Source organism: Pseudomonas sp. Sample_9, from assembly GCF_004307535.1.
Taxonomy (GTDB): domain Bacteria; phylum Pseudomonadota; class Gammaproteobacteria; order Pseudomonadales; family Pseudomonadaceae; genus Aquipseudomonas; species Aquipseudomonas mercuritolerans.
In genome coordinates this window covers 1-3,058 of sequence record NZ_RAZO01000307.1, presented here as the reverse complement: position 1 = coordinate 3,058, position 3,058 = coordinate 1, and the positions used below count along the sequence as shown (strand labels likewise).

Annotated in this window: 3 protein-coding genes; 1 reads left to right on the top strand and 2 read right to left on the bottom strand. The window is 57.6% G+C overall.

What is annotated here, in order from left to right; translation table 11 throughout:
- Both D6877_RS17195 and D6877_RS17185 read right to left on the bottom strand, forming a co-directional pair.
- Nucleotides 1-959 (bottom strand): cytosine permease (locus D6877_RS17195; RefSeq protein ID WP_178083703.1); only part of this gene is annotated, 959 nt, incomplete at its 3' end.
- Nucleotides 960-1,532: 573 nt separating this feature from the next.
- Nucleotides 1,533-2,273 carry a phosphoadenylyl-sulfate reductase gene (locus tag D6877_RS17185; RefSeq protein ID WP_122611940.1) on the bottom strand — a complete coding sequence of 247 codons (741 nt, stop codon included), beginning with the start codon at nucleotides 2,271-2,273 and terminating at the stop codon, nucleotides 1,533-1,535.
- A 164-nt stretch (nucleotides 2,274-2,437) separates the two neighbouring features.
- On the opposite strand from D6877_RS17185, the gene thrH reads away from it, so the two are divergent.
- Entirely contained in the window at nucleotides 2,438-3,055 is a 618-nt protein-coding gene (thrH, locus tag D6877_RS17180) for a bifunctional phosphoserine phosphatase/homoserine phosphotransferase ThrH (RefSeq protein ID WP_130911550.1), read from the top strand.
- Nucleotides 3,056-3,058: the final 3 nt, after the last annotated feature.

The window sequence follows — 3,058 nt, the reverse complement described above, 5'->3', positions numbered from 1 at the left end:
TCGGTCGGGCTTTCGATGATTCGCCCGTTGATCTGGAACTGCGCGCCACACAGCAGCACGGTAATCGCGGCGAATACCAGAATGTTCACCGGCAAGCCCCAGAAATTTCCTACCTTGATGGTTTTGCGGCACGGCGAAGAACGGGCGAAGTCGCAGAAGTTGAGGATCAGCGTGCCGTAGATCGCCAGCCACAACGCGCCGCCGGCGAAGATGTTGCGCCACATCTCGCCACCGGTCAGCGGCTCGCGGATCGACCAGGCAATGGTCGCGTTGGCCTGGAAGTACATCCACCCGGCGAGTGCAGCAACGGTCAGCAGAATCACCGGCCCGGCAAATGCCTCGTAACGGCGCACCATCTCCATGCCGTAGGCAAGGATCGCCAGTTGCACCAGCCAGATGGCAACGAAGCACACCCAGCCCAGAGTCGACAGGCCGAGAATCGAGTTGTGATCGTATTCAGCGAAGCCCGGATGCACGGCAGTCAGCAAGACGCGGAATACCACTGAGGCGAGATACGTCTGAATACCGAACCAGGCGATGGCGATAACCGCCCTGATCAATGCAGGAATTTGCGCACCATGGATGCCGAAACTGATCCGGCTGATCACCGGAAACGGCACCCCGGTTTTCTGCCCCATGTATCCGGACAGGTTCATGAAGAAGTACACCAGCGCCGCGCCGATCCCCAGCGACAACAGAATCTGCCAGCCGCCCAGGCCCAACGCATACAGGCCGATGGCGAACGAGTAGTTGGCGATGTTGTGCACATCATTCGTCCACAGGGCGAAGATGCTGTACTGGCCCCAGCGTCGCCCTTCGGCTTTGGTCGGCGCCAGATCGCTGTTGTGCAGACGCGGGCTCAGTTGCAGCGGCTCGCTCACTCCGTCATGGGGCAACGGTTGATCGAGCGTGGCGGAGGGCAGATTCAGCGCGATGTTATTTGAAAGACTTGTACGCATTCCGGCAGGCTCCTGACGTTCGCCACCGCGATGACTGTGCATGAGCGCTCAGGCTCGACAAATCTTCGTCGCGGCGGTGAAAACATCACTGGTTACGGGGCATCTGCAGCCTGTACGGGATAGGGCGCTTCAGGCTTGCGGATCGAAAGTGTGCATGTTTTGCAGTTTTGTATACAAAACATGTATGCGATAAAGCCAGATTTGTGCCAGTTGCCAATCTATAAGCGGCAGGGCTCATTTCGAATAGTTATCGATGCAACATAAGTCGCTGAAAAACCGGCGATATAAATTGATCGATCGGGCAGGAATTTTTTTCAGGGGAGGGATTTTGCAGAGGGGCGAGCAGATGGGGATTCTGCTGGAGAGTGTAACTTTTCAGGGCGTCAGAACTGAAAGTGCACACATAAATGGCACCGATGGTGACAACCTTGTGTACACCTTTTATGTGCCTGGCACATATCAATGTGGGAGCGAGCTGCTCGCGAATGCGGTGGATCAGGCAACTGAAACGTTGACTGGAACTGCGCTTTCGCGAGCAGGCTCGCTCCCACAGGTCTTTCTATAAATGGGGGATCAAACCTTGCTCTTGCTGATGATATTCCCCGCATGTAGCCCGCATTCTTTCTGCGTGGCTTCTTCCCACCACCAGCGGCCTTCGCGCTCGTGCTGGTTCGGCAGCACCGGGCGGGTGCAGGGTTCGCAGCCGATGCTGATGAAGCCGCGCTCATGCAGGCTGTTGTACGGTAGTTCGAGCATGCGAATGTAGCCCCAGATCTCCTCGCTGGTCATCTGCGCCAGCGGATTGAACTTGTACAGCGTGCGTTCCGGTGTCGAGAACGCCGTGTCGATTTCCAGCACCGCCACAGCGCTGCGGGTGCCCGGGCTCTGGTCGCGGCGCTGGCCGGTGGCCCAGGCTTTGACGTCGGACAGCTTGCGCCGCAGCGGTTCGATCTTGCGGATGCCGCAGCATTCGCCGTGGCCATCTTTGTAGAAACTGAACAAGCCTTTTTCCTTCACGAACGGTTCGAGTTTCGTGTAGTCCGGCGAGACGATTTCAATATCGATCTGGTAATGCTCGCGCACCTGCTCGATGAAACGGTAGGTCTCCGGATGCAGGCGGCCGGTGTCGAGGCTGAACACTTTGACGTTCTTGTTCAGCTTCCACGCCATGTCCACCAGCACCACGTCCTCGGCGCCGCTGAAAGATATCCACAAGTCATCGCCGAACTCGGCGAAGGCGAGCTTGAGGATGTCCTGGGCGGATTTGTTGGCATAGGTCGTGGCGAGTTCCACGACGTCGAACGATGGGCTCATCAGGGCGGCTTCCTACAGGTCAATGGCGCTCGGGCGCTCTATAGGGGGCCGATGGTAACAAAAAGCTGCCGCGGCCGGGGCGTCCTCTGCGTTGCGCGCGTCTGGTGCAGACGCTAGAGTTCGGCCTCGCTCGATTCAATAATCACTACAAACGGGAGTGTCTTGTGGAAATTGCTTGCCTGGATCTTGAAGGGGTACTGGTACCGGAAATCTGGATCGCCTTCGCCGAAAAAACCGGAATCGACGCCCTCAAGGCCACCACTCGGGACATTCCCGATTACGACGTATTGATGAAGCAGCGTTTGCGCATCCTCGATGAGCACGGCCTCAAGCTCTCGGATATTCAGGAAGTGATCGCCACGCTGAAACCGCTGGATGGCGCGGTGGAGTTCGTCAACTGGCTGCGCGAGCGCTTTCAGGTGGTGATTCTCTCGGACACTTTTTATGAATTCTCGCAGCCGCTGATGCGCCAGCTGGGCTTCCCGACCTTGCTCTGCCATCGCTTGATCACTGACGAAAGCGGTCGGGTGACGGGCTATCAACTGCGCCAGAAAGATCCCAAGCGTCAGTCGGTGCTGGCGTTCAAGAGTCTGTACTACCGGGTGATCGCGGCGGGTGATTCGTACAACGACACGACCATGCTCGGCGAGGCGGATGCGGGGATTCTGTTTCACGCGCCGGACAACGTGATTCGCGAGTTTCCGCAGTTCCCGGCGGTGCATACGTTTGAAGAGCTGAAGCAGGAATTTCTCAAGGCCTCTAATAGAGAGTTGAGTTTGTAGTCG